Below are 23,810 nucleotides of genomic sequence, written 5' to 3' on the forward strand. Positions count from 1 at the left end.
ACGGCCGGCGCGGTCAGCGGATCATGCCCGAGGCCATCGCCTTGACCGCCTCCAGCGCCTCGGCCTGGAGGCCGCCGCCGAAGGTGACCCGGGTGGCGCCCAGGGCGCCGAGTTCGCGCGGGGAGGGGCTGCCGGGCCTGCACAGGGCGTTGACGGGGACGCCGACGGCCTCGGCGATGGCGGCGAGGTGGGTCGCGGGGGCGAGGATCGGGTAGACGCAGTCGGCGCCCGCGGCGGCGTAGCGCAGCCCGCGCTCGATGGCCGCGGCCGGCGTCCGCGGCCCCCGCAGGTAGGTGTCGACGCGCGCGTTGATCACCAGTGCCCGCCCGGCCGCCGCGCGGACCTCGGCGAGCCGGTCGGCCTGCCGTTCGGCGTCGAAGAGCGCCGTGCCCGCCGGGTCGGAGTCCTCCAGGTTGCACCCGGCGGCGCCGGCCTCCAGGAGGCGTTCGACCAGCTCGGCGGCGGGCAGCCCGTAACCGGCCTCGACATCGGCGCTCACGGGCACCTCGACGGCCCGGGTGATGCGGCGGATCGCGGCGAACATCTCGTCGGGGGGCGTGCCCTCGCCGTCCTCGTACCCGAGGGACGCGGAGATCCCGGCGCTCGGTGTGGCCAGCGCGGGGAATCCGGCGTCGGCGAAGACCCGCGCGCTGGCCGCGTCCCACGGCCCGGGCAGCACCAGGGGGTCGCCGACCGCCCGCCCGTGGTGCAGCGCCCGCAGCGCGTCCGCGCCGGTCTTTGCCGGTGTTTCCTTCGTTCGCTCCGTCATGCGCCCGACGTTACGGTGTCGCGGACCGCCGCAGTGTGCCACTGGGCACCGGAAAGTGTGGGCCAATCACCGGCGGAGCAGGCGGAATCCGGAACAGCCGCCCGCTCGCCGCCGGGCGGCATCAGGCTCCGGCGACGGTCCGGCCCGGGGCCGGGCGGGGACGGGCCGGCCGAACGCTCCGTCCGGCCGGGGCGGAGGTGCGCCGGAGCGCACGCGGAAAAGCGGCCGGCCCGGCACTGTGGAGACAGCGCCGGGCCGGCCGCTTCGCGCGGGGCGAGCCCTCTTCCGAGGCCGTGACCGGAATCGAACCGGCGTAACTCGCTTTGCAGGCGAGTCCCTCAACCACTCGGGCACACGGCCGTGTCGTGCGGTGTGCTTCGACCATGGCGGGTGCGGGCGGTCCGGGTCAATGGGGCGTGCGGGGGTGCCATACGACTGCCATACGCCGTTCACACGGGACGGACGTGGACAGGGGCCGGGGGAGTAGGACGGAAGGCGGAGGCCGGTACGGTCTCGCGGCAGGGGTGAAATGCCGTATTGCCCCTTACGCTGGGCCGGTGACTGTCGCAGAGGAACGAACCGCCGAAGGCCTGATACCCGGGGAGGGGACGGGCGGCATCCTGGGCCGGGAGTACCGGGCGCTGACGCTCGGGGTGGTCTCGGTGGTGCTGCTGGTGGCGTTCGAGGCCACCGCGGTGAGCACCGCGATGCCGATCGCCGCCCGCGACCTGCACGGCCTGGGGCTCTACGCGTTCGGCTTCTCCGGCTACTTCACGACCTCGCTGCTCGCGATGGTGGTCAGCGGCCAGTGGTGCGACCGCAGCGGGCCGCTGGCGCCGCTGACCGCCGGGATCGCGGCCTTCGCCGCCGGGCTGGTGGTGAGCGGGACGGCCGGGGCGATGAGCACGTTCGTCGTGGGGCGGGCCGTCCAGGGCTTCGGCGGCGGCCTGGTGATCGTCGCGCTGTACGTGGTGGTGGGGCGGGCGTATCCGGAGCGGCTGCGGCCCTCGGTGATGGCGTCGTTCTCGGCGTCCTGGGTGGTGCCGTCGATCGTCGGGCCGCTGGTGTCCGGCACGGTGACGGAGCAACTGGGCTGGCGCTGGGTCTTCCTGGCCATCCCGGCGCTGGTGGCGCTGCCGCTCGCGGTGATGCTGCCCGCGCTGCGGCGTACCGTGGCGGCGCCCGGGAGCCAGGCGGCGGGGCGGCGGCCCGGTATGGACGGCCGGCGGATCTGGCTCGCGGTCGCGCTCGCCGCCGGCGCGGTGCTGCTCCAGTACGCGGGCCAGGACCTGCGGCCGGTCTCGGCACTGCCCGCGCTGGCCGGCGCGGCCCTGCTCGTGCCGGCCGCGCGGCGGCTGCTGCCGCCCGGCACCTTCCGGGCGGCCCGCGGGCTGCCCACGGTGGTGCTGATGCGCGGCCTGGCGGCCGGCACCTTCGCCGCCGCCGAGACCTTCATCCCGCTGATGCTGGTCACCCAGCGCGGCCTGTCGGCGACGATGGCCGGCCTGTCGCTCGCGGGCGGCGGCCTGACCTGGGCGCTCGGCTCGTACGTACAGGCCAGGCCGCGCTACGAGCCGGTGCGCGAGCGGCTGGTGCGGATCGGCATGGTGCTGTCGGCCGCCGCGATCGCGGCGGTGCCGCTGACGCTGGACCACGCGGTGCCGGTGTGGATCGTCGCGGTCGCCTGGTGCCTGGCGGGCCTGGGGATGGGGATGGTGATCTCCACCCTGACGGTGCTGATGATGCGGATGTCCCGGCCGCAGGACGCGGGCACCAACTCCGCGGCCCTCCAGGTCTCCGACGCCCTCGCGAACGTCGTGCTGGTCGCCGCCGCCGGTACGGTCTTCGCGGCCCTCGGCGGCGGCTCCCTGGCCCCTTCGGCGACCGCCGGGGCCACCGCGGCGGTCACCGCCCACCCGGCCGCCTTCGCCGCTGTCTTCCTGCCCGCCGCGGTCCTCGCCCTGGTCGCGGCGGCGGTCGCGGCCCGGCTGCGCGGCGGCGGGCAGCCGGCGGCGGCGCGGCCCGGGAAGGCGGTGTGACATCGGTCGCACCCCCGGCGGGGCCGGTGCCGGACGCCGGGGCCCGGGCCGCGGGCCGGTACGCTGAGGCGGTTTTCGTACGGGCCGCGCACCGGGACCTGGGGGCGGCCGCCGCTCTACCCTCGCCGGAGACCGTGACTACCACCGCCTCGCACCCCCACCACCTGTCCCCCGCCTTCCCCGGCCGTGCGCCCTGGGGAACGGCGAACAAGCTGCGGGCCTGGCAGCAGGGGGCCATCGACGCCTATGTCGCGCGCCAGCCGCGGGACTTCCTGGCGGTGGCGACCCCCGGCGCGGGCAAGACGACCTTCGCGCTGTCGCTCGCGTCGTACCTGCTGCACAACCACATGGTCCAGCAGATCACCGTGGTGGCGCCGACCGAGCACCTCAAGACGCAGTGGGCGGACGCGGCGGCGCGGATAGGGATCAAGCTCGACCCGCAGTACAGCGCGGGTCCCGTAGGCCGCGAATACCACGGCGTCGCGGTGACGTACGCGGGCGTCGGGGTGCGGCCGATGCTGCACCGCAACCGGTGCGAGCAGCGCAAGACGCTCGTGATCCTGGACGAGATCCACCACGCGGGCGACAGCAAGTCCTGGGGCGAGGCGTGCCTTGAGGCCTTCGACCCGGCGGCCAGGCGGCTCGCGCTGACCGGTACGCCGTTCAGGTCGGACACCAACCCGATCCCTTTCGTGGCGTACGAGGAGGGCAACGACGGCATCCGGCGCAGCTCGGCCGACTACACCTACGGCTACGGCAACGCGCTCGCCGACGGTGTCGTCCGCCCGGTGATCTTCCTGTCCTACAGCGGCAACATGCGCTGGCGCACCAAGGCGGGCGACGAGATCGCCGCCCGGCTCGGCGAGCCGATGACCAAGGACGCGACCGGGCAGGCCTGGCGGACCGCGCTCGCGCCGACCGGCGACTGGATCCCCAATGTGCTCAAGTCCGCCGACCAGCGGCTGACCGAGGTCCGCAAGGGCATCCCGGACGCGGGCGGCCTGGTCATCGCCACCGACCAGGACTCGGCCCGCGCGTACGCCAAGCTCCTCAGGGAGCTGACCGGGCACAAGCCGACCGTGGTGCTGTCCGACGACACGGGCGCCTCCAAGCGCATCGAGGAGTTCAGCGCCTCGCAGGACCGCTGGATGGTCGCGGTGCGGATGGTGTCCGAGGGCGTGGACGTGCCGCGGCTGGCGGTCGGGGTCTACGCCACGACGATCTCGACGCCGCTGTTCTTCGCGCAGGCGGTGGGCCGTTTCGTACGGTCGCGGCGGCGCGGCGAGACCGCGTCGGTGTTCGTACCGACCATCCCGATGCTGCTGGACTTCGCCAACGAGATGGAGGTCGAGCGCGACCATGTGCTCGACAAGCCGAAGAAGGCCGGCGAGGAGGACCCGTTCGCCGAGGAGGACCAGCTCCTCGCGGACGCCGAGAAGGCCGAGGACGAGGACACCGGGGACGACCAACTGCCCTTCGAGGCGCTGGAGTCCGACGCGGTCTTCGACCGGGTCCTCTACGACGGCGCCGAATTCGGCATGCAGGCGCACCCCGGCAGCGAGGAGGAGCAGGACTACCTCGGCATCCCCGGGCTGCTGGAGCCCGACCAGGTGCAGATACTGCTCCAGCGGCGGCAGGCCCGGCAGATCGCGCACAGCCGCAAGAAGCCGGACGACGAGGCCGACCTGCTGGAGCTTCCGGCCGAGCGGCGCCCGGTCGTCTCGCACCGGCAGCTGCTGGAACTGCGAAAGCAGTTGAACACCCTGGTCGCCGCGTACAACCATCAGAGCGGCAAGCCGCACGGCGTGATCCACACCGAGCTGCGCCGGGCCTGCGGGGGGCCGCCGAGTGCCGAGGCGACCGCCGGACAGCTCGGCGAACGGATCAAGAAGGTACAGGAATGGGCCACCCGAATGCGGTGATTTCCGCCCTGTTACAGGGATATGAAAAGCGACGAGGTGTCATCGGAGTGCCCGGATTGTGGACGACCTCTTCCGCTGAGCGGTACAACCTCGCTACCGTGCCGATCACGCACGCGCCGTGGCAGAGCCGCCGCGGAGCGCAGCCGGTAAGCCGACAACCGGCGGCCTCTCCGCGCACTGCCGCGGGACCGGTGGTGCGTCGTCTTTGTGACAAGCGCCGCCGATTCTATGAGGAGGGGGCGTCGTGACCGCGGAGACGTCTCAGACACTGGACCGGGGCCTGCGGGTCCTGAAGCTGCTCGCCGACACCGATCACGGCCTGACCGTGACCGAGTTGGCGGCCAAACTCGGGGTGAACCGGACGGTGGTCTACCGGCTGCTCGCCACCCTCGAACAGCACTCGCTGGTCCGCCGCGACCTCGGCGGGCGCGCCAGAGTCGGGCTCGGAGTGCTCGGACTGGCCCACCAGGTGCACCCGTTGCTGCGGGAGGCGGCGCTGCCCGCGCTGCGCTCGCTCGCCGAGGACATCGGGGCGACCGCCCATCTCACCCTGGTCGACGGCAGCGAGGCGCTGGCCGTCGCCGTGGTCGAGCCGACCTGGACCGACTACCACGTCGCCTACCGCACCGGCTTCCGCCATCCGCTGGACCGGGGCGCGGCGGGCCGGGCGATCCTGGCCGGACGCGGCATGCAGCCGACGCCCGACGGGAGCCGCTGGGAGCGCTTCGCGGACGCCCACGAGAGCCAGGACGGCCACGAGGGGCACGAGGGCCGTGACGGCGGCCAGGACCCGGCGGACGACGACGGCAGCGCCATGGTGCGGATCGGCACCGCCTCGGTCGCCACCAGCCTGGCCACCGACCAGGTCCGCTACGTCCTGACGCACGGCGAGCTGGAGGCCGGCGCGAGCGGCGCCGCCGCCCCGCTGCTCGGGGTGCCGGGGGTGGAGGGCAGCGTCGGTGTGGTGATGCTCTCCGAGGCCGTACCCGAGCGGGTCGGGCCGCGGGTGGTGGAGGCGGCGACCGAGGTGTCGGACGCACTGCGCTGACCGGGTGGGGGAACGGGCGCGTTCGGGGCCGGCGCGGCGGTGAAATAAGGTCGGGCGCATGCCTACGCTCTCCCGCCGGTCCCTGACCCTCGCCGCGTGCGCGGCGGTCGTGGCCGCACTGCTGGCCGTGGCCGCCTTCGCGCCGCTGCCGGTGTCCATCGTCCAGCCGGGGCTGACCGCGAACGTCCTGGGCACCAACGGGGGCACCCAGGTCATCACGGTCAGCGGGGCTCCGGTGCGCACCACCAGCGGGCAGCTGCGGCTGGTCACCATCGCGGCGACCTCGCCGGACGCCTCGGTGCACTTCATCGACGTGGCCAGGGCCTGGTTCCGCACCAGCCAGGCCGCGATGCCGCGCGACTCGGTCTATCCCAGCGGCGGCTCGGTCAAGGCGATCGAGAAGGCCAACCTCAAGGAGATGACCGACTCCCAGCAGGCGGCCACCGCCGCCGCGCTCAGCCACCTGGGCCTGTCGCCGTCGAAGGTCAGGGTCGAGCTGCGGCTCGCCGACGTCGGCGGTCCCAGCGCCGGGCTGCTGTTCACCCTCGGCATCATCGACAAGATCAACGGCAACGGGCACGGCGGCGACCTCACCGGCGGCCGGGTCATCGCCGGCACCGGCACCATCGACGCGGCGGGCAAGGTCGGCGCGGTCGGCGGCGTACCGCTCAAGGAGCAGGCCGCCCGCAGGGACGGCGCCACCGTCTTCCTGGTGCCGCGCGCCGAGTGCGCCGACGCCACCGCGGAGCTGCCCGCAGGACTGCGGCTCATCCCGGTCGACACGCTGGACGGCGCCCTGACGGCGCTGGCCGCGCTCGACGCGGGCAAGAAGACCCCGGCCTGCTGACAGCCGCTCTCAGGCGGGCCTGGGCGCCGCGACGGAGGCCGCGGCGGCGGCCTCCTGCCCGGGCGGCGTGTCCCAGTGCCGGAAGGCGGGCAGCACCAGCGGGCTCAGGGTGGTCAGCAGATACACCGCGCTGACCGTCGCCATACCGGTCCGCAGACCCGCGTACTGCACGAGGAGGCCGCCGAGCAGGCCGCCCAGCGGCACCGCTGTCAGCACGCCCGAGGTGACCGCGCCGAAGACCCGGCTGCGCAGCCGCTCGGGAACCAGCCGGACCATCTCGGTGCCGATGATCGGGTTCAGCACGCCCGCGAACAGCCCGCTCACCGCGCAGGCCACCACCAGCGGGGTCAGCCCCGGCAGGAAGGCGGCGACCGCGGACTTGGGGAAGCCGCAGGCCAGGAAGGCGCCGATGAACAGGCCGCGCTGCGAGACCCGGTGCCCGAAGGCGCCGTAGAGCAGCGAGCCGGTCAGCGCGGCGCCCGCGAAGACGCCCGAGACCACGCCGATGGCCGTCGCGCCGCCCAGGTGCTCCCTGGCGTCGACCGGCAGCAGCACCGCCGACCACGCCTGGTCCAGCGCGTTGGTCACCATCACCATCACCACGACGGCGAACAGCAGCCGGGCGCCCACCAGGTACGCGTACCCCTCGCGCAGCTCGGCCAGGTAGCCGTGCCCCGCCGCCTTCTCCGCCGCCTTCCGCGGGCCGCGCCCGGGGGCGGGCTCGCCGCGTATGCCCAGGCCGATCAGCAGCGCGGAGGCGGCGAAGGTGGCCGCGTCCACCAGCAGCGCGTCGGCGGCGCCGGTCACCGAGATGAGCAGGCCGGCCAGCGGCGCGCCGAGCATCCGCGCACCGCGGGAGGCGCCCTCGTACGCGCTGGAGGCGCGCGCCACGGTGGTGCCCGCGCGGGCCGCGAGCCGCGGCATCAGCACCTCGCGCGCGGTCTCGCCCGGCGCGTGGAAGAGCCCGTTGACGGCGACCAGGGCCAGCAGCCACCCGTACGACAGGCCGCCGGCCATGTGCAGCACCGGGATCGCGCCGATCGCCACCGCGCACACCGCGTCGGACACCACGCTGCTGACCGCCAGGCCGAGCCGGTCGATCAGCGGGCCGCCGAGCAGCGCGGCCAGCACCACCGGCAGCGTCGAGGCGAAGGCGGTGAGGCCGGCCCTGGCCGGGCTGCCGGTGCTCTGCAGCACGAACCAGGGCACGGCGACGAGCGTGAGCATGTTGCCGGTGACGGATATGACGTTGGCGGTGAGCAGGACGGCCAGCGGGCGGCGGTCGCGGGCGCTGTCGGACATGGGATTCCCCCCGTGGGATTCGTCGCGGGCGCGCGGTCAGTCGGCGCGGCGCGGGAAGGCGTGCAGGTGGATGCGGACCCGGGCGGCGGACGCGGTGGGCTCCGGCAGGCGGTCGCGGTAGGACTCGATCAGCTCGTGCACCCGGTGGCCCATCTCCTCGGCCAGCTCAGGGGTCAGCCGGATGGTGAAGTCGCTGACGTCCCAGGCGTTCTGCCACTCCTGCGGCCACTCGTGCATGGTGCCGAGCCAGGTCGTCAGCTGCTCGGAGTGCGCCGCCGCGTGCTCGTAGAGGAAGGCGTTGAGCGCGCCGCGCACCTCGGGGTCGGGGTGGCGGATGAACTCCTCCATGCTGTCCACCCGGCTGCCCCGGTGCACCGACTTCCACCAGCGCTCGCGGCCCGTGCCGCGGTCCGGGTCGTCGGTGACGAAGCCGTACGCGGCGAGCTGCCGCAGGTGGTAGCTGGTGGCGCCGCTGGACTCGCCGAGCCGGGCGGCCAGGCCCGACGCGGTGGCCGGGCCGTCCTCGCGCAGGGCGGCCAGCAGCCGCATCCGCAGCGGGTGCGCGAGGCCGCGCAGGGTGCGCGGATCGAGCGGCGGTACGTCGGCGGGGCGCGCGTCGGCCGGCGGTTCGTCGGCGGGCGGTACGTCTGGGGGCGGCGGTTCGTCGGCCGCGGGGGTGTTGTCGGGCACGCTCGCAGGCTAAGCAATGCAAAGGTTGCTTTGCAACCGTTTTTGCAAAGCAACCTTTGCATCCGGGGCGGGCGGTCCGGCCGGAGGCCCGGGCGGCCCAGGGCGTTCGTCCGGACCGTCGGGCTGACCGGATGAGGATGCCTGCGAGCTGGAGTCCGGCGAGGTGGCGGGTCGCGGTCCTGACGCAACGCCCCAGAGCTTCCGCCCGCCCGGGCGCGGCCGTGGCCCCGTCGGCGGGCCCCGCCCGGAACCGGGGGTCGGGTTCGAGACAATGCGTCCATACCGGTTGTCGCTGCGACCGGCGATGCCAAAAGATGGTGCGCGGAACGAAGCCCGGGACAGGGGTTCGACCCCGGCATTCTCCGGGTGCGGTCACGCGAACGGTTCCACGAACGAATCCGCAGACGACGAGGGGTGGATCATGCGCCGTTGGAAGACGTTCAGTGCGATCACGGGTCTGGCGCTGGGGATGGGGGGCATCGCGGCGGTGGCCGCGCCGGCGGCGTCGGCGGCGTCCGTGCGGCCGGCGACCGTCTACTGCTTCACGAGCCAGGGGACGAACTGGGGCTCGGCCAGCTGCCAGACCTCGTCGTCCGGCAGCAACGGCTGGCAGCTCGTGGTGCACTGCACGAACCAGTCCAACCCGGCCATCACGACCACGGCCACGGGCCAGTGGCACTCCGGCGCCGGCACCGACACCCTCTACTGCCCGACGGGCTACTACGCGGCCTACGAGCAGATCAACAACCTCAACTAGGGCGTCTCGCTCGGATCATCCGATCGTCGGTCCGAAGGTGCCGCTGACCGATGCGCAGGGGGCGCGGATCGAGCCGTTGCTGCCGGACCGGACGCCCGGCCGACAAGGCGTACTCCTTCCGCGCCGTCCGCGGTCACCCGCGCGGACGCGGTGTCCGGGCGGTCCCGCTCAGACGTCCCGGGCGGCCTGCTCCACCAGGGGGATGATCCGCAGCGGGACCGGATTCTCCATCACGATCGCGGTCGCCGCGCGCACGATGCCGTCGAAGCCGACCACCTTGTCGATCACCCGCTGCAGATCGGCGTTCGACCGGGCCACCAGCCGGCACAGCATGTCGCCCTCGCCGGTCGTGGTGTGCAGCTCCAGCACCTCGGGCACCGACGCCAGATGGGCGCGGATGGCCGCGCCCTGCCCCTGCGTGATCTCCAGCGTCGCGAACGCCGTCACCGGATAGCCCAGCGCCGCCGGATCCACCTGCGGGCCGAAGCCCCGGATCACCCCGTGCGACCGCAGCCGGTCCAGCCGGGCCTGCACGGTGCCGCGCGCCACCCCCAGCCGCCGCGAGGCTTCCAGTACGCCTATTCGCGGCTCCAGGTCCAGCAGGGTGATCAGCCGCCCGTCCAGCGCGTCGATGCCCATTGCCGCCCGCCCTTCCCCTGGCCGTGCATGCTGCACGGATTGACCCGTTGATCGTGCGCCCGGGTGTACAGCATGTCCAGTGAAAACCGGAACTGTTGCGCACCCTGAGCGGCGGCGGGACGCTTTTGCCATGACTGAGACCAAGGACGCCAAGGACGCCTTCCCGGTGAAGGGCATGGACGCGGTGGTCTTCGCGGTGGGCAACGCGAAGCAGGCCGCGCACTACTACTCGACCGCGTTCGGAATGCGCAGGGTGGCGTACTCGGGACCGGAGAACGGCAGCCGCGAGACCGCCTCCTACGTCCTGGAGTCGGGCGGCGCGCGCTTCGTCCTCACGTCCGTCATCAAGCCGGCCACCGACCGCGGGCGCTTCCTCGCCGACCACGTGGCCGCCCACGGCGACGGTGTCATCGACCTCGCCATCGAGGTCCCCGACGCCCGCGCCGCCTACGCCTACGCCGTCGCCCACGGCGCGCGCGGCCTCGCCGAGCCGTACGAGCTCAAGGACGAGCACGGCACCGTGGTGCTCGCCGAGATCGCCACCTACGGCGAGACCCGGCACACCCTGGTCGACCGCACCGGCTACGACGGCCCCTACCTGCCCGGCTACGACGCGGTCCAGCCGGTCGTGGAACCGCCCGCCCGGCGGTACTTCCAGGCCATCGACCACTGCGTCGGCAACGTCGAACTCGGCCGTATGAACGAGTGGGTGGGCTTCTACAACCAGGTCATGGGCTTCACCAACATGAAGGAGTTCGTCGGCGACGACATCGCCACGGAATACTCCGCCCTCATGTCGAAGGTCGTGGCCGACGGCACCCTCAAGGTCAAATTCCCGCTCAACGAGCCGGCGGCGGGCAAGAGGAAGTCCCAGATCGACGAGTACCTGGAATTCTACGGAGGGCCGGGGGTCCAGCACATCGCGCTGGCCACGAACGACATCGTCGCCTCGGTGCGGGAGATGCGGGCGGCGGGCGTCGAGTTCCTGGACACCCCCGACTCGTACTACGACACGCTCGGGGAGTGGGTCGGCGACACGAGGGTGCCGCTGGAGCTGCTCCGCGAGCTGAAGATCCTGGCGGACCGGGATGAGGACGGGTATCTGCTGCAGATCTTCACCAAGCCGGTGCAGGACCGGCCGACGGTCTTCTTCGAGATGATCGAGCGCCACGGGTCGATGGGCTTCGGCAAGGGCAATTTCAAGGCGCTCTTCGAGGCGATCGAGCGCGAGCAGGCCCGCCGCGGCAACCTCTGACCCCCGGGAGCGGGGCTCGTGCGGCTCCCGTTGCGGCAGGGGGTGCCCACCCCGGGGGGCGCGGGGAACGGCGCGCGCAGCCCACCACCGGCCGGTGGTCCGGATCGGACCGAGGAGACCCTTCGGGCCCGGTGACGGCCCGCGCCCCCGGCGGGGGCCGGCCGCGCAGTTCCCCGCGTCCCCGGGGTGGTGGCGGTCCGTCCGCACACGACGGTGGGCGGGGGCCGGCCGCGCAGTTCCCCGCGCCCCCGGAGGGCGCCCTCTCCCGCAGGGGAAGCGCCGAACCCCCGTGCCCGGGAGGGGGCCGCCCCAGGCGGTGGGACCGCGGAACCGCCGTGCCCGGTGGGGCGCCCCCTTCCGCGGGGGGCCGCGGAACCCCGTGCCCGGGAGGGGATTCCCCCCGGGGGCGCCTGCTGCGAGGCTGACCGTATGGACGACGTGATCAAAGAGCTGACGGCGGGCCTGCCCGCCACCTCCGTACTGACCGACCCGGAGGTCACCGCCTCCTACGCCCACGACATGGCGAGCTTCTCCGCCGCGGGCACGCCCCTGGCCGTGGTGCTGCCGCGAACCGTCGAAGAGGTCCAGCACGTCATGCGCACGGCGACCGCCGCCAACGTGCCGGTGGTGCCGCAGGGCGCGCGGACCGGGCTGTCCGGCGGGGCCAACGCCGTCGACGGCTGCATCGTGCTGTCGCTGCGCAAGATGGACCGGATCGTCGAGATCGACCCGGTCGACCGGATCGCGGTGGTCGAACCCGGCGTCGTCAACGCGGTGCTGTCCAGGGCGGTCGCCGAGCACGGCCTGTACTACCCGCCGGACCCGTCGAGCTGGGAGCAGTGCACCATCGGCGGCAACATCGGCACCGGCGCGGGCGGCCTGTGCTGCGTCAAGTACGGCGTCACCGCCGAGTACGTCCTCGGCCTCGACGTCGTCCTCGCGGACGGCCGGCTGCTGAGCACCGGGCGGCGTACGGCCAAGGGGGTCGCGGGCTATGACCTGACCCGGCTGTTCGTGGGCTCCGAGGGCACCCTCGGCGTCGTGGTGAAGGCGGTCGTCGCCCTCAGACCGGCGCCGCCGCAACAGCTCGCGCTGGCCGCCGAGTTCCCCTCCGCCGCCGCCGCGTCCGCCGCGATCTGCGCGATCATGGAGGGCGGCCACGTACCGTCGCTGCTGGAGCTGATGGACGCCACCACCGTCCGCGCGGTCAACGCGATGACGAACATGGGGCTCCCGGAGTCCACCGAGGCGCTGCTGCTCGCCGCCTTCGACACCCACGACCCGGCGGCCGACCTGGCCGCGCTCGGCGCGCTGTGCACGGCCGCCGGGGCCACCGAGGTGGTGCCGGCCGAGGACGCCGCGGAGTCGGAACTGCTGCTCCAGGCGCGGCGGTTGTCACTCACCGCGCTGGAGAAGCTGTCCACGGCAACGATGATCGACGACGTGTGCGTACCGCGCGCCCGGCTCGGCGAGATGCTGGACGGGGTCGCGGCGATCGCCGCGAAGTACGCCCTCACGATCGGCGTGTGCGCGCACGCCGGGGACGGCAACACCCACCCCGTGGTCTGCTTCGACGCGCACGACCCCGACGAGTCCCGGCGGGCCAGGGAGTCCTTCGACGAGATCATGGCCCTCGGCCTGGCGCTGGGCGGCACCATCACCGGCGAGCACGGGGTGGGCCTGCTGAAGAAGGACTGGCTGGCCCGCGAACTCGGCCCCCTCAGCCTGGAGTTGCAGCGCGGCATCAAGGCCGTCTTCGACCCGCTCGGGCTGCTGAACCCGGGCAAGGTCCTCTGACGGCGCTCACGCACCCGGGTCGGGGCTGTCGTCCGTGCGGTTCTGCCGGGGGGTCTCTCCGGGCCGGCAGGGGCCGGAGGAGGGCTTGCCGAGCCACAGCTCGTCACCGGCGGCGGGGGCCAGCAGCCGGCTCAAACCGTCGTCCATGCTCAGCTGTTCGTGCTCGGTGCCCGGCGGCACCACCCGCAGTGTGCGCTCCAGCCAGGCCGCGACCGGCGAGGACGGCGCTTCGAGCAGGGCCTCGCCGTCCGGCGAACTGAGCGCCAGGCACAGCACACTGCGGCCGTTCACCTTCGTCGGCCAGATCCGCACATCGCCGTGCCCGCACGGCCTGAACACCCCCTCGACGATCAGCTCGCGTGCGAACGTCCAGTGCACGGGCGCGTCGGAGCCCACATGGAAGGTGACGTGCACGGCGAACGGGTCGTCCGTGCGGTAGACCAGCCTGGCCGGTACGGAGATGCTGCGCTCGGGTGACAGCACCAACTGCATCTCAAGCTCGCGTTCCACCACGGTCTGCATCGAGTCGACGTCCTTTCCTTGGCGCGGCGGCCCCACTTGGCGGGTTTCGCGATCGGGGCCAGCACCTGGAGAGAGCGCGTGCCTCTCCCACCATTACGCGGCTTCACGGGATTGGGTTCAACTTTCCTGAACAGGGGGCGCGCGGCGGCGTATGCGGGTAATGACGTGTCGTAGAGGGTGGTGTACGGCGGCGCGCTCCCGCGGGGTCCACAGGTCTGGTATGTCTGGACGCTGCACACCCCGGCCGAGCAGATACGGAACCTGTGAACCATGAGCGCACCTCCTTCTGGCTCCTCCGGTTCTTCGTCGTCCGGCTCCCCGGCGCCGGGCTACTACCCGGACCCGTCCATTCCGAACTACATCCGGTACTGGAACGGCTCCTCCTGGGTGCCGGGTACGAGCCGGCCCGCGCCGGCGGGGGCGCAACCCGGGGTCGCGCAGCCCGCGATGGACGAGTCGGGCCCGATGTTCCTGGACGCCGATCCCACGGCTCCCGCCGCCGTGCAGGGCACCCCGGAAGCACCCGAGCCCGAGCCTGCGCCCTCGCTTTCGCCTGAGCCGCCGCCGGCGCCCGCGCCCGCGTGGCCCGTGCAGGCCGCGCCCGGCAGCGGGCTGCCGCCGATCTCGTGGGGGGCGGCGGCCCAGCACCCGCGGTCGCAGCCGCCGGTGGAGGCCGAGCACCGGCCGCCGTACCGGCCGCCGGCGGCCACGCCGGTGCCGGCGTCCCCCGAGCCGCCCGCCTGGAGCCGGCCGGCGCCGCGCTCGGGGGCCGTGCCCGCGCAGACGCCCGCGCCCTGGGCCGAGCAGGTGCACGAGCTGGCCCAGGAGGGCGTGACCCCCTGGCGCCCGGTCGCCGCCGACCCCTTCGGCAGCGCGAGCGCGCTGGAGCGGCCCGCCGGGCTGACCCGGCGGTTCGCCGCGCGGGTGGTGGACACGGTGCTCTTCGCCGCGGTCACCGGGGCGGCGGCGCTGCCGCTGGGCTCGGCGGCGTACCACCACGCGAAGGACAAGGTGGACGCGGCCAAGCTCACCGGGAAGACGGTCAGGGTGTGGCTGCTCGACGCCACGACCGGCGCGGAGCTGGCCGCGGTGCTCCTGGCCGCGCTGCTCGCCGGGGTCCTGCTGGAAGTGCTGCCCACCGCCAAGTGGGGGCGCACGCTCGGCAAGAAGCTGGTCGGGCTCAAGGTGCTCGACATCGAGGCCCAGCAGCCGCCCGCCTTCGGCGCGAGTCTGCGGCGCTGGCTGGTCCGTACGGTGCTCAATCTCTTCGCCGTCGGCGTGGTCGGTGTCGCCTGGTGCGTGTTCGATCGCCCGTGGCGCCAGGGCTGGCACGACAAGGCCGCGCACACGTTCGTCTCCGCGTCCTGACCTTCCGCCCGCACCGGGGCGCGGGTCGCCACCGTCCCGGAGGGGCTGTCGCCGTCGCATCCGGACCGCCGGCCCGTGGCGGGTCGCTCGCGCAGTTCCCCGCGCCCCTGTAGCGCACCCTCTGCCGTAGGGGACCCCGGCCCCGCACCGGCGGGAGGGGGTGGGTCGCCCGGATGGGTAGCGGGGGCGGGCGGGGCGGGGGAGCGCGGGTTTGACTCGGGGCATGAGCAGCGACCAGCCACCCCCGACGCAGCCCCCCGCAGGGAACCCGTTCGGGAGCCCGCCCCCCGGCGGGGGGAACCCGTTCGGGAGCCCGCCCCCCGGCGAGGGGAACCCGTACGGGAACCCGCCCCCCGGCGGGGGGAATCCGTACGACCAGGGCTACGGGCCCGGCGGGGGAGGGGGCGGCGGCCGGGACCCGCTGGCCGGCATGCCCCCGCTGGCCGCCGCGGGCAGGAGAGTGCTGGCCCGCGTCATCGACATCGTCATCGTGCTGATCCCGGCGGGCCTGCTGGACTGGGCGGCCGGCGGGGTGCACGGCAACGACTTCAGCTACGGCCGGTCCGCGGTCGGCGGCGTCTTCACGGCCGGGATCGGCTTCCTCTACGAGTGGTACATGACGAAGTCCACCGGTCAGACGGTGGGCAAGAAGCTGATGGGCCTGCGGACGGCGATGCTGTCCGACGGCAGCGTGCCGAACACGAACGCCGCCGCGATCCGCGCGGCCGTGCTGTGGCTGCCGGCCTTCTGCTGCAGCTGCTTCTGGTTCCTGATCATCGGCCTCACCGTGCTGGTGGACAGGCCGTACAAGCAGGGGCTGCACGAGAAGGCGGCCAGGACCGTAGTCGTGACCGCCGTCTGATGGGCCGCCCGAGCGGCTCAGCGCCGCAGCGAGCGCTCACCGACCCGGGAGTGGGCGCCGCTCGCCACGCGGGAGCGCGAGGCGGGGGCGGCGGCCGGCGGAAGCGGGGCCGGGCCGAGGGAGGCGCGGCGGCGGGCGGTGGCCGGCATGGTCACGGTCACCGCCACGAGCACCCCGAGCACCAGCCCGCCGGCGGCCACGCCGGCGACCGCGGCGCCGGAGCGTACGTCGAACAGCAGCAGCGCCGCGAGGGTGGACAGGACGACGGTCAGGGAACCGTAGGCGAGTTGCGGAGTCGTCGGACGTGGCATCGGGGGAACCGTCCTCGGGTACGTCGAAGCGGGGGCACGCTGACGGGTGGTTCCTGTTCGGCATGCCCGGGGCGAACACCGGGTAAGCATGGCCTCACCCATCGTGCGGTGCACGGGGGGGCGCACGGGGTCGCACACGCATCCGGATCTGTCAACGCTCGGACAGCGCAAGGGTACTTGCGCGGACTGATGTCCGGTCAGCGGAGCCGCGGAACCGGTAAACGTACTGTCCTGCCATGCCCAAGTCAAGGTCTGTTTTTTCGTCCGCCACTCCGGTGCAATGGCCTTTCCCAAGGGGAGGTCAAGTAGTCTTGAAATATCACCGGAGGATCACCCAACCCGCCGCCCTGGCACTGGCAATCGCCGTGCTGGGCGTGCTTCCCACCGCTACCGCGGCGGGTGCCTACGCGGCGGCGCCGGAGCACGCACCCGGCACCGTACCTGCGGCTTCGGCGCACGACCCGGCGGAGAGCCAGGCCCACGACCTGCCGGGCCCGTTCAGCAAGCAGCAGGAGGCCGAGCGCTCCGCCGCCCTCCAGCAGGTCGTCGCGGGACAGGCGTCGGTCCAGCAGATCGGCGCCTCCAAGGTCGTCCAGCTCGGCTCCGGCAAGGGCAAGAAGAGCAAGTACGTGGAGCTGGGCCGGGAGAAGACCGACAAGATCTTCACCATCCTGGCCGAGTTCGGCAACCAGGTGGACAGCACCACCACCTACGACCCGGACGGTCCCGACGGCCCCGACGCCCCGGTCACCAAGTACGGCGGCACGCCGGGCCCGGCGCACAACACGATCGCCAAGCCCGACCCGGCGGCCGACAACAGCACCGCCTGGCAGGCCGACTACAACCAGGCGCACTTCCAGGACCTGTACTTCTCGCACAAGTCCGGCGCTGACTCGCTGGCCACCTACTACGAGAAGCAGTCCTCGGGCCGCTACTCGGTCGACGGTGAGGTCTCCGCCTGGGTCAAGGTGCCCTGGAACGAGGCCCGTTACGGTTCCAACTACTGCGGCAGCACCATCTGCTCCAGCGCCTGGGACCTGATCCGCGACGCCACCACCGCCTATGTCGCCGACCAGAAGGCGCAGGGCCGTACCGACGCCCAGGTCAAGGCGGACCTGGCGCAGTACGACCAGTGGGACCGTTACGACTACGACGGCGACGGCAACTTCAACGAGCCCGACGGCTACATCGACCACTTCCAGATCGTCCACGCGGGCGAGGACGAGTCGGCCGGCGGCGGCGCACAGGCCACCGACGCGCTGTGGGCGCACCGCTGGTACGCGTACGGCACCGACGCGGGCCGCACCGGGCCGGCCGACAACCGCGCGGGCGGCACCCAGATCGGCAACACCGGCATCTGGGTCGGCGACTACACCCTCCAGCCGGAGAACGGCGGCCTCGGCGTCTTCGCGCACGAGTACGGCCACGACCTCGGCCTTCCCGACGAGTACGACACCACGTACATCGGCGAGAACAACACCGCCTTCTGGACGCTGATGTCGTCCGGCTCGTGGATGGGCACCGGCAAGAACGCCATCGGCGACCGTCCCGACGACATGAACGCCTGGGACAAGCTGCAGCTGGGCTGGCTCAACTACGGCACGGCCAAGGCCGCGACGCGCTCCAGCACCAAGCTGGGCGTCGCCGAGTACAACACCAAGGACAAGCAGGCGCTGATAGTCACGCTGCCTGACAAGACCGTCACCACGACGATCACCCCGCCCGCCGAGGGCAGCAAGCAGTGGTGGTCGGGCAGCGGTGACAACCTGGCGAACACCCTGACCCGTTCGGTGGACCTCACCGGCAAGACCTCGGCGTCGCTCACCCTCAAGGGGTGGTGGGACATCGAGGAGAACTACGACTACCTCTACACCGAGGTCTCCGCGGACGGCGGCGCCAGCTGGACCGCGCTCGACGGCACCGCCAACGGCAAGTCCCTGCCGCGTGACGGCGGCAACGCCCCGGCGCTGACCGGCACCAGCGGCGCGTACGAGGACCTGGCCTTCCCGCTCGACGCCTACGCGGGCAAGCAGATCCAGCTGCGCTTCCGCTACCTCACCGACGGCGGTGTGGCCCAGCAGGGCTTCACGGCCGACGCGATCAAGGTGACCGCCGACGGCGCCACCGTGGTCAGCGACGGCGCGGAGACCGACGACAACGGCTGGACCGCCAAGGGCTTCACCCGGATCGGCGCGTCCTTCACCAACGACTACCCCGAGTTCTACATAGCGGAGAACCGGCAGTACGTCTCGTACGACCAGACGCTGAAGACCGGCCCGTACAACTTCGGCTGGCTGAACACCAAGGCCAAGCAGGTCGAGCACTTCCCGTACCAGAACGGGCTGCTCGTGTGGCTCTGGGACACCTCGCAGGCCGACAACAACGTCGGCGCGCACCCGGGCGCCGGCGAGATACTGCCGGTCGACGCCCACGCCAAGCCGGAGAAGTGGTCGGACGGCACGCTGATGCGCAACCGCATCCAGGCCTACGACTCGACCTTCAGCTGGTACCCGACGCAGGGTCTGACCCTGCACAACAACGGGGTCGCCGCCCGGGTCGGCGCGAAGCTCGGCTCGCCGGTCTTCGACGACCACTACGGCACGTACTGGTACGACAGCAACCCGTACGGCAGCGTGAAGGTGCCGGACACCAACACCCGGCTCACCATCACGTCCGAGCCGCTGGACGGCAGCACGCTGACCGTCCAGGTGGGACCGGCGCACCGCTGACAGCGGACGCTGTCCGACCTGCGGTAACGCTACGTTCGGCCGTCGCCTGCTGGTGGGCGGCGGCCGAACGGCCGATGATGTGACCATGGCGGTCGGAGGTTTCAGCAAGCTGCCGAGCGGCACGGTCGTCGTGGCGCTCGTGCTGGCGCACCCTGCCGACCCGGCGCACACGGTACGGGTCGTGGTGCACGCGCTGAACCGGCAGCGCGCCCTGACCCGGCTGAGCAACCTCGGCTTCCGCGGCACCCGCCTGACCGGCAACGCCGAGCCCCCCACCCCGGACGAGATCACCGCGGTGCTGCATCACCCGGACGGGCTCATCTGGCGCGACCACCACGCCAGGACGTCGGACCCCTGGCACCCGATCTCGACCCTGAACCGGGTCTAGGGCCGGCCGTACGCCTTACGGCTGCACCAGCTCCACGCCCGCGGCCCGCAGCTCGTCCAGCGCCCGCTCGGTGGTCTCCTTCGCCACCCCGGCGGTCAGCCCGACCAGCACCCGGGTCGCGAAGCCCTCCCTGGCCGAGTCCAGGGCCGTCGCGCGCACGCAGTGGTCGGTGGCGATCCCCACGACGTCCACCTCGCCGACCTCGCGCTCCCGCAGCCAGTCCGCGAGCCCGGCGCCGTTCTCGTCCCGGCCCTCGAAACCGCTGTACGCCGCCGCGTAGGCGCCCTTGTCGAAGACCGCGTCCACCGCGCCCGAGGCCACCGCGGGGGCGAAGTTCGGGTGGAAGCCGACGCCCTCGGTGCCCGCCACGCAGTGCACGGGCCAGGTGGTGACGAAGTCCGGCTCGGCGGAGAAGTGGCTCCCCGGTTCGATGTGGTGGTCCCGGGTGGCCACGACATGCCGGTAGCTGCCGGCCGTCTCGCCGATCAGGTCCGTGACCCCGGCGGCCACGTCCGCCCCCCCGGACACCGCGAGACTGCCCCCCTCGCAGAAGTCGTTCTGCACGTCGACGACAATCAGTGCGCGGTGCATGATGCCCTTCCGGCGGATGTGTGAAGACGGCCCGAGCGTATCGCTGACCCCGCCCCCCGGCCTGCGACAGGGGCGCCCCCCGGGGGCACCCCGTACAGGCGCTAGGCGGTCTGTTCTGTGGGGAGGGCGGGTTCGCCGCGGGAGAGCTGGGTGGCCGACAGCGGGAGGCCGGCCCTGGCCTCGATGTGGCGCACGTGGGCCGCCTCCAGGGGCTCGCGCCCGACGACCTCGCCGGCCCGCACCAGCGGGACGAGGAGCTGGCGGTCCACGAGGTCCTCGGGGACCGCCCCGCTGCCGACGACCTCCGCGACGGCGACCCCGTCCTCGTCGACCCGGCGCGCGGCCCACTTCCTGCCGCCGACGCTCGTCTTCCCGCCCATCGACTTCTTCGCCACCGGCACCAGCGGTTCGCCGCCCGCCGCGCGGGCGACCAGCTTGTAGACCATCGAGCACGTCGGGTGCCCGCTGCCGGTGACCAGCGACGTACCGACCCCGTAGGAGTCGACCGGCGCGGCCGCCAGCGAGGCGATGGCGTACTCGTCCAGGTCGGAGGTGACCACGATCCTGGTCTGCTTGGCCCCGAGGTCGTCCAGCTGCTGGCGCACCCGGTGGGCGAGCAGCAGCAGGTCGCCGGAGTCGATGCGCACCGCGCCCAGCTCGGGCCCGGCGATCTCCACGGCGGCGCGTACCGCGGTCGCCACGTCGTAGGTGTCGACCAGCAGGGTGGTGCCGCGGCCGAGGGACTCGACCTGGGCGGTGAAGGCGTCCCGCTCGGTGTCGTGCAGCAGCGTGAAGGCGTGGGCGCTGGTGCCGACGGTGGGGATGCCGTAGCGGAAGCCGGCCGCGAGGTTGGAGGAGGTGCGGAAGCCGCCGACGTAGGCGGCGCGGGAGGCGGCGACCGCCGCCAGCTCGTGGGTGCGCCGGGCGCCCATCTCCATCAGCGGGCGCCCGCCGGCGGCGACGGCCATCCGGGAGGCGGCGGCGGCGATGGCCGAGTCGTGGTTGAGGATCGACAGGACCACCGTCTCCAGCACGACCGCCTCGGCGAAGGTGCCCTCGACCCGCAGGACCGGGGAGCCGGGGAAGTAGACCTCGCCCTCGGGGTAGCCCCAGATGTCACCCGTGAAGCGGTATCCCGCCAGCCATTCGAGTGTCGCCTCGTCCACGACGTGCTCGCGCCGCAGGAAGTCCAGGACGGGCGCGTCGAAGCGGAAGTTCTCGACGGCGTCGAGCACCCGGCCGGTGCCGGCGACGACGCCGTAGCGGCGGCCTTCCGGCAGCCGCCGGGTGAAGGCCTCGAAGACCGAGCGGCGCTGTGCGGCCCCGCTGCGCAGCGCCGCCTGCAGCATGGTCAGCTCGTAGCGGTCGGTGAAAAGCGCGGTGGACGGCACGTCCACCGGCAGTCCCAGCTCTGCTGTGCTCATGACCGGGATGCTACCCCCGATCTCGTCAAACTGACGAGATCTCCGGGGTGTGCGCGCCCTCACACCCCCGCGAGCACGCCCATTTGTGCGAGACCCCACAACAGCGGCAGCATGGAACCTGTGAGTGTCGCCCCAGTCGAGCCCGTCGAGACCGAACGCCCCGAGTCGAGCGAAGCGCCGTTCGCCGCTCCCGAACCGGACGTCCCGTGGGTGACGATCGTGCACAACGACCCGGTCAACCTCATGAGCTACGTGACATACGTCTTTCAGGCGTACTTCGGCTATTCGAAGGGCAAGGCCACCAAACTCATGCAGGACGTCCACCACAAGGGCAGGGCCGTGGTCTCCAGCGGCAGCCGCGAGGAGATGGAACGCGACGTGCAGGCGATGCACGGCTACGGCCTGTGGGCGACGCTGTCGCAGGACCGCTGATGGGCCGCAAGCGGGCCCGTTCGGGCTACTTCGAGGCGGTGCGGGGCGGCGGCGCCGCCATCGCGCTGGACCGGGGCGAGATCTCCATCCTGCGCTCCCTGGTCGTCCAGCTGCTGGAGCTGGTCGGCCCGGGACCGGGCGCGGCCGACGCGGACGCCGACCCGCTGGCCGAGCTGTTCGCCGAGGGGCCCAGCAAGCCGCCGGACGACCCGGCGCTGGCCAGGCTGTTCCCCGACGCCTACGAGGAGCAGGCGGACGCCTCGGAATTCCGCCGCTTCACCGAGAACGACCTGCGGGCCCGCAAGCGCGACGACGCGCTGGCCATGGTGCGCTGCCTGGACCGGGGCGGCGCGCAGCTGGACCTCACGCCCGAGGAGTCCAGGCAGTGGCTGGGCACCCTCAACGATCTGCGGCTGACCATCGGCGCGTACCTGGACATCACCGAGGACGACGACAACGAGCTGTACCACCTGCCGGACGACGACGAGCGCAAGCCGATGGTGGTGGCCTACCTGTGGCTCGGCGCGCTCCAGGAGTCGCTGGTCGAGACGCTGATGCCGTAGGGCGCCCGCGAGGACCCCTCCGGTGGCCCAGTACGGATTTCGGCGCCGCGCCCGCGTGGTACGGATCCGGGCATGACGGACCCGAAGGACGTACCGGCCGAGGCCGACGAGGAATACGCGCGCGGCCTCGGCAGCCGGCAGATCCAGATGATCGCGATCGGCGGCGCCATCGGCACCGGGCTCTTCCTCGGCGCGGGCCGCGCCATCCACCAGGCCGGCCCCAGCCTGATCCTGATGTACGCCGTCGCCGGCGTCGTCATCTTCGCGATCATGCGGGCGCTGGGCGAGCTGCTGACCTACCGGCCGGTGTCCGGCTCCTTCGCCGACTACGCCCGCGAATTCCTCGGCCCGTTCACCGGTTACGCCACCGGCTGGACGTACTGGCTGCTGTGGGTGGTCACCGGGATGGCAGAAGTGACCGCCGCCGCCACGTATGTCGCCTACTGGTGGCCGCAGGTGCCGCAGTGGAGCGCGGCGGCCGGCTTCCTGCTGCTGCTCTTCGCGGCCAACCTGATCTCGGTGAAGCTGTTCGGCGAGGTCGAGTTCTGGCTGTCGATGATCAAGGTCACCGCGATCCTGGGGATGATCCTGATCGGCGTCGGCGTGCTGACACTCGGCCTGTCCGCGGCCGGTGACACCGCGTCGGTCGGCCACCTGTGGCGCGACGGCGGCTTCTTCCCCAACGGGGTCGGCAGCTCGCTGCTGACCCTGCAGATCGTCATGTTCGCCTACGTCGCGGTCGAACTCGTCGGGGTGACCGCGGGCGAGGCGCAGAACCCGCGCAAGACGCTGCCCCGGGCCATCAACACCCTGCCGTGGCGCATCGCGCTGTTCTACGTCGGCGCGCTGACCGTGATCCTCTGCGTGGTGTCCTGGACCGAATTCAGCCCGGGCGTCAGCCCGTTCGTGGCCGCCTTTGCCAAGATCGGCATCCCCTTCGGCGCCGGCATCGTGAATTTCGTGGTGCTGTCCGCCGCCCTGTCCTCGTGCAACTCCGGGATGTACTCCACCGGCCGGATGCTGCGCGACCTGGCCGTCAACGGCCAGGGGCCGCAGCTGTTCGGCCGGCTGACCGCGCGCCGCACCCCGGCGGCCGGCACGCTCGCCTCGGTCGGCGTGATGGGCATCGGGGTGTGGCTCAACTACGTCGACCCGGCGGGCGCGTTCACGTACATCACCGCCTTCGCGACCGTCGCCGGGGTGTGGACCTGGGCGGTGATCCTCGGCTCGCACATCCGCTACCGGGCCGCCGTGCGCGCCGGGCGGGCCGCGCCCGCCTGGTTCACCGCGCCGGGCGGCGCCGCGGCCAGCTGGGCCGCGCTGGGCTTCCTGGCCGTGGTCGTGGTGCTGATCGGCGCCGACAGCCAGGCGCGGATCTCGCTCTACGGCGTCCCGCTGTGGTTCGCCGCGCTGGCGGCCGGCCACCGGGTGCTCAAGCGGCGCAACCCGGCCGCCTTCGCCCGCCGCGCCCATGTGCCGCCGTCGCCGGAGGGCGGCCTCGCGGACGGCCCGCGGACCACCCCGGACGCCGCCGCGCTGTGAGGCGGCGGCGCCC

Annotated in this window: 22 protein-coding genes and 1 tRNA gene; 14 read left to right on the plus strand and 9 right to left on the minus strand. The window is 72.9% G+C overall.

Features of this window, described 5'->3' with window-relative positions; all coding sequences use genetic code 11:
* Positions 1-13: 13 nt before the first annotated feature.
* Both OHA86_RS24865 and OHA86_RS24870 read right to left on the minus strand, forming a co-directional pair.
* Positions 14-769 (minus strand): isocitrate lyase/PEP mutase family protein, encoded by a 756-nt coding sequence (locus tag OHA86_RS24865; RefSeq protein ID WP_329178628.1) that lies wholly within the window; start codon positions 767-769, stop codon positions 14-16.
* Positions 770-1,057: 288 nt separating this feature from the next.
* Positions 1,058-1,129: transfer RNA gene (locus tag OHA86_RS24870), tRNA-Cys, on the minus strand.
* 23 nt (positions 1,130-1,152) lie between these two features.
* Here OHA86_RS24870 and OHA86_RS24875 point away from each other — a divergent pair.
* The 4 genes from OHA86_RS24875 to OHA86_RS24890 all read left to right on the plus strand — a co-directional run bounded on the left by OHA86_RS24875 (position 1,153) and on the right by OHA86_RS24890 (position 6,625).
* A complete protein-coding gene (locus OHA86_RS24875; RefSeq protein ID WP_443071882.1) occupies positions 1,153-2,808 on the plus strand; it encodes an MFS transporter in 1,656 nt (551 codons plus the stop codon).
* Between the two features lie 134 nt (positions 2,809-2,942).
* Entirely contained in the window at positions 2,943-4,730 is a 1,788-nt protein-coding gene (locus tag OHA86_RS24880; RefSeq protein ID WP_329178630.1) for a DEAD/DEAH box helicase, read from the plus strand.
* Positions 4,731-4,974: 244 nt separating this feature from the next.
* Positions 4,975-5,778, plus strand: coding sequence for an IclR family transcriptional regulator (locus OHA86_RS24885; protein ID WP_329178631.1), 804 nt, complete (start codon positions 4,975-4,977; stop codon positions 5,776-5,778).
* A 58-nt stretch (positions 5,779-5,836) separates the two neighbouring features.
* Positions 5,837-6,625 (plus strand): S16 family serine protease, encoded by a 789-nt coding sequence (locus OHA86_RS24890; protein WP_329178633.1) that lies wholly within the window; start codon positions 5,837-5,839, stop codon positions 6,623-6,625.
* A gap of 9 nt (positions 6,626-6,634) precedes the next feature.
* Here OHA86_RS24890 and OHA86_RS24895 read toward each other — a convergent pair whose 3' ends face one another.
* Together OHA86_RS24895 and OHA86_RS24900 are read right to left on the minus strand one after the other, a co-directional pair.
* Entirely contained in the window at positions 6,635-7,927 is a 1,293-nt protein-coding gene (locus OHA86_RS24895) for an MFS transporter (RefSeq protein ID WP_329178634.1), read from the minus strand.
* 36 nt (positions 7,928-7,963) lie between these two features.
* On the minus strand, positions 7,964-8,617 hold the full coding sequence (locus tag OHA86_RS24900; RefSeq protein ID WP_329178636.1) for a helix-turn-helix domain-containing protein: 654 nt from the start codon (positions 8,615-8,617) through the stop codon (positions 7,964-7,966).
* A gap of 421 nt (positions 8,618-9,038) precedes the next feature.
* Here OHA86_RS24900 and OHA86_RS24905 point away from each other — a divergent pair, with 421 nt between their 5' ends.
* Entirely contained in the window at positions 9,039-9,374 is a 336-nt protein-coding gene (locus tag OHA86_RS24905; protein WP_329178638.1) for a hypothetical protein, read from the plus strand.
* A 168-nt stretch (positions 9,375-9,542) separates the two neighbouring features.
* Here OHA86_RS24905 and OHA86_RS24910 read toward each other — a convergent pair whose 3' ends face one another.
* Positions 9,543-10,013 (minus strand): Lrp/AsnC family transcriptional regulator, encoded by a 471-nt coding sequence (locus OHA86_RS24910; RefSeq protein ID WP_329178640.1) that lies wholly within the window; start codon positions 10,011-10,013, stop codon positions 9,543-9,545.
* A 130-nt stretch (positions 10,014-10,143) separates the two neighbouring features.
* On the opposite strand from OHA86_RS24910, the gene hppD reads away from it, so the two are divergent.
* Both hppD and OHA86_RS24920 read left to right on the plus strand, forming a co-directional pair.
* Positions 10,144-11,268, plus strand: a complete 1,125-nt coding sequence (gene hppD, locus OHA86_RS24915; RefSeq protein ID WP_329178642.1) for a 4-hydroxyphenylpyruvate dioxygenase — start codon at positions 10,144-10,146, stop codon at positions 11,266-11,268.
* A gap of 429 nt (positions 11,269-11,697) precedes the next feature.
* A complete protein-coding gene (locus tag OHA86_RS24920; protein ID WP_329178644.1) occupies positions 11,698-13,065 on the plus strand; it encodes an FAD-binding oxidoreductase in 1,368 nt (455 codons plus the stop codon).
* A gap of 6 nt (positions 13,066-13,071) precedes the next feature.
* Here the strand turns inward: OHA86_RS24920 and OHA86_RS24925 are convergent, their stop codons facing one another.
* Positions 13,072-13,587: an SsgA family sporulation/cell division regulator gene (locus tag OHA86_RS24925; protein ID WP_329178646.1), complete on the minus strand. Its 516-nt coding sequence runs from the start codon at positions 13,585-13,587 to the stop codon at positions 13,072-13,074.
* Positions 13,588-13,857: 270 nt separating this feature from the next.
* Between OHA86_RS24925 and OHA86_RS24930 the strand changes: the two genes are divergently transcribed.
* Positions 13,858-14,955, plus strand: a complete 1,098-nt coding sequence (locus OHA86_RS24930; protein WP_329178647.1) for an RDD family protein — start codon at positions 13,858-13,860, stop codon at positions 14,953-14,955.
* Positions 14,956-15,385: 430 nt separating this feature from the next.
* Positions 15,386-15,817 carry an RDD family protein gene (locus OHA86_RS24935; RefSeq protein WP_329178649.1) on the plus strand — a complete coding sequence of 144 codons (432 nt, stop codon included), beginning with the start codon at positions 15,386-15,388 and terminating at the stop codon, positions 15,815-15,817.
* 17 nt (positions 15,818-15,834) lie between these two features.
* Here the strand turns inward: OHA86_RS24935 and OHA86_RS24940 are convergent, their stop codons facing one another.
* Positions 15,835-16,128: a hypothetical protein gene (locus tag OHA86_RS24940; RefSeq protein ID WP_329178650.1), complete on the minus strand. Its 294-nt coding sequence runs from the start codon at positions 16,126-16,128 to the stop codon at positions 15,835-15,837.
* Between the two features lie 311 nt (positions 16,129-16,439).
* On the opposite strand from OHA86_RS24940, the gene OHA86_RS24945 reads away from it, so the two are divergent.
* Positions 16,440-18,857 carry an immune inhibitor A domain-containing protein gene (locus OHA86_RS24945; protein ID WP_329178652.1) on the plus strand — a complete coding sequence of 806 codons (2,418 nt, stop codon included), beginning with the start codon at positions 16,440-16,442 and terminating at the stop codon, positions 18,855-18,857.
* An 85-nt stretch (positions 18,858-18,942) separates the two neighbouring features.
* Positions 18,943-19,245: a hypothetical protein gene (locus OHA86_RS24950; protein ID WP_329178654.1), complete on the plus strand. Its 303-nt coding sequence runs from the start codon at positions 18,943-18,945 to the stop codon at positions 19,243-19,245.
* A gap of 15 nt (positions 19,246-19,260) precedes the next feature.
* On the opposite strand, the gene OHA86_RS24955 is transcribed toward OHA86_RS24950, so the two are convergent.
* Together OHA86_RS24955 and OHA86_RS24960 are read right to left on the minus strand one after the other, a co-directional pair.
* A complete protein-coding gene (locus OHA86_RS24955; RefSeq protein ID WP_329178656.1) occupies positions 19,261-19,836 on the minus strand; it encodes a nicotinamidase in 576 nt (191 codons plus the stop codon).
* A gap of 101 nt (positions 19,837-19,937) precedes the next feature.
* Positions 19,938-21,260, minus strand: coding sequence for a nicotinate phosphoribosyltransferase (locus OHA86_RS24960; protein WP_329178657.1), 1,323 nt, complete (start codon positions 21,258-21,260; stop codon positions 19,938-19,940).
* 111 nt (positions 21,261-21,371) lie between these two features.
* Here OHA86_RS24960 and clpS point away from each other — a divergent pair, with 111 nt between their 5' ends.
* The 3 genes from clpS to OHA86_RS24975 all read left to right on the plus strand — a co-directional run bounded on the left by clpS (position 21,372) and on the right by OHA86_RS24975 (position 23,797).
* On the plus strand, positions 21,372-21,692 hold the full coding sequence (gene clpS / locus OHA86_RS24965; RefSeq protein ID WP_329178659.1) for an ATP-dependent Clp protease adapter ClpS: 321 nt from the start codon (positions 21,372-21,374) through the stop codon (positions 21,690-21,692).
* Positions 21,692-22,255: a DUF2017 domain-containing protein gene (locus tag OHA86_RS24970; RefSeq protein ID WP_329178661.1), complete on the plus strand. Its 564-nt coding sequence runs from the start codon at positions 21,692-21,694 to the stop codon at positions 22,253-22,255. The genes clpS and OHA86_RS24970 overlap by 1 nt, the downstream gene beginning before the upstream one ends.
* 72 nt (positions 22,256-22,327) lie before the next feature.
* Complete coding sequence (locus OHA86_RS24975; protein ID WP_329178663.1) at positions 22,328-23,797, plus strand: amino acid permease; 1,470 nt, start codon at positions 22,328-22,330, stop codon at positions 23,795-23,797.
* The last annotated feature ends 13 nt before the right edge of the window (positions 23,798-23,810 follow it).

The sequence above is a fragment of the Streptomyces sp. NBC_01477 genome (genome assembly GCF_036227245.1).
Classification (GTDB): Bacteria; Actinomycetota; Actinomycetes; order Streptomycetales; family Streptomycetaceae; genus Actinacidiphila.